Origin of the sequence: Mesorhizobium sp. M7A.F.Ca.AU.002.02.1.1 (assembly GCF_003998535.1) — a bacterium.
Classification (GTDB): domain Bacteria; phylum Pseudomonadota; class Alphaproteobacteria; order Rhizobiales; family Rhizobiaceae; genus Mesorhizobium; species Mesorhizobium ciceri.
The window spans coordinates 1-1,906 of record NZ_RZPB01000973.1; the positions used below are offsets into that span (position 1 = coordinate 1).

General features: G+C 66.1%; 2 protein-coding genes. One reads left to right on the forward strand and one right to left on the reverse strand.

All coding sequences use genetic code 11. The features are described from left to right. Window positions 1–1,006: ceramide glucosyltransferase (locus EN879_RS33935; RefSeq protein WP_127274613.1), on the forward strand; the 1,006-nt coding region annotated here is incomplete at its 5' end. 7 nt (window positions 1,007–1,013) lie between these two features. Here the strand turns inward: EN879_RS33935 and EN879_RS33940 are convergent. Continuing rightward, the coding region (locus EN879_RS33940; RefSeq protein WP_127274614.1) for a PLP-dependent transferase at window positions 1,014–1,906 on the reverse strand (893 nt) is incomplete at its 5' end.

The following is a 1,906-nucleotide window of genomic DNA, read 5'->3' on the forward strand; positions in this document are numbered from 1 at the left end:
GCCGTCGCGCGGCGTCGAGCCGTTCACGCAGGAGACGCTGGAGCGCGCCTTCTCGCTCGACTGGCCGCGCTATGAGCTGATTTTCTGCGTCGCCCATGCCGACGATCCGGTGATCAAATTGATAAACAGGACGATCGTCCGGTTTCCGAAAGTGCCGGCCTGGCTGCTTGTCGGCGATGACCGCATCAGCGCCAATCCGAAACTCAACAATTGCGTCAAGGGCTGGGAAGCGGCGCGGCACGACTGGGTCGTCCTGGCCGATTCCAACGTGCTGATGCCGAGGGACTACATCCAGCACCTGATGGCTGCCTGGCGGCCCGGCACCGGCCTTGTCTGCTCGACGCCGATCGGCTCGCGGCCGGCCGGCTTCTGGGCCGAGGTCGAATGCGCTTTCCTCAACACGCTGCAGGCGCGCTGGCAATATGCCGGTGAGGCGCTCGGCCTCGGCTTTGCCCAGGGCAAGAGCATGCTCTGGAACAAGCCGATGCTCGATGCCAATGGCGGCATCCGCGTGCTGGCCGCCGAGATCGCCGAGGATGCCGCTGCGACCAAGCTGGTGAACAGTCTCGGCCTGCGCGTCAATCTCGTCGCCGCCCCCTTCGAGCAGCCGCTTGGCCGGCGCTCGTTTGACGAGATCTGGTCGCGTCAGGCCCGTTGGGCGCGCCTGCGCCGCGTCACTTTCCCGCTGTTCTTCGCACCCGAAATCCTGACGGGCGCCGTGGTGCCGCTGGTGCTTGCGCTGATTGCAGCGGCAAGCGCCGGCTTCAGCCTCTGGGCAACCGCCCTTGCCGTGCTGGCGGCCTTCTATCTTCCGGAGTGCGCCCTGGCCTGGTCCAAGGGCTGGTACCTGTCGCCACGCATGGTCGCCGCGATCATGGCGCGCGACCTGATCCTGCCGGCGATGTGGGGGCGCGGTTGGCTCGGCGGCGCCGTCGACTGGCGCGGCAATGCGATGACCATCGGCACCAAGACGGCCGAGCTGGAAGAGACGCCGTCCGGCGCCTGAAGGCCTCCTACCTGGCCTTCAGCGCCTGCGCGATGTCCTCGAGCAGATCGTCGGCATCCTCCAGGCCAACCGACAGCCTGAGCGTGCCCGGCCCGATGCCGAGCTCGGCGCGCGCCTCGTCGCTGAGATTTTTGTGCGTCGTCGTCGCCGGGTGGGTGATCAGGCTCTTGGCGTCACCGAGATTGTTGGAGATCAGGACGATGTCGAGCGCGTTCTGCAAGGCGAAGGCCGCCTGCTTGCCGCCCTTGACGTCCAGGCAGATCAGCGTCGAGCCGCCCGACATCTGCTTCTTGACGATGTCGGCCTGCGGATGGTCGGCGCGGCCGGGATAGATGACGCGCGCGATTTCCGGCCGTTCGGCCAGAAAATCCGCGATCCGGCCGGCACTTTCCGTCTGCTGGCGTACGCGCAGCGGCAGCGTTTCCAGGCCCTTCAGCAGCGTCCAGGCGTTGAAAGGCGAAAGGCTTGGGCCGGTATGGCGGAAATAGTCGTGCAGGTTCTCGTCGATCCACTTCTTGTCCGACAGGATGACGCCGCCGAGACAGCGCCCCTGGCCGTCTATGTGCTTGGTCGCCGAATAGACGACGATATGGGCGCCGAGCTGCAAGGGCTTCTGCTGCAGGGGCGTGGCGAAGACATTGTCGACGATCAGCCTGGCGCCGATCGAATTGGCAAGCGAAGCGACAGCGGCGATATCGACCACTTCCAGCGTCGGATTGGTCGGGCTTTCCAGGAAGAACAGCTTGGTGTTCGGCTTGATCGCCTTTTCCCAGTTGGCGATGTCGGTGCCGTCGACCAGCGTCGCCTCGATGCCGTATCTCGGCGCCAGCGTCTCGACCACCCAGCGGCAGGAGCCGAACAGCGCACGCGCCGCCACGATATGGTCGCCGGCCTTGGCGC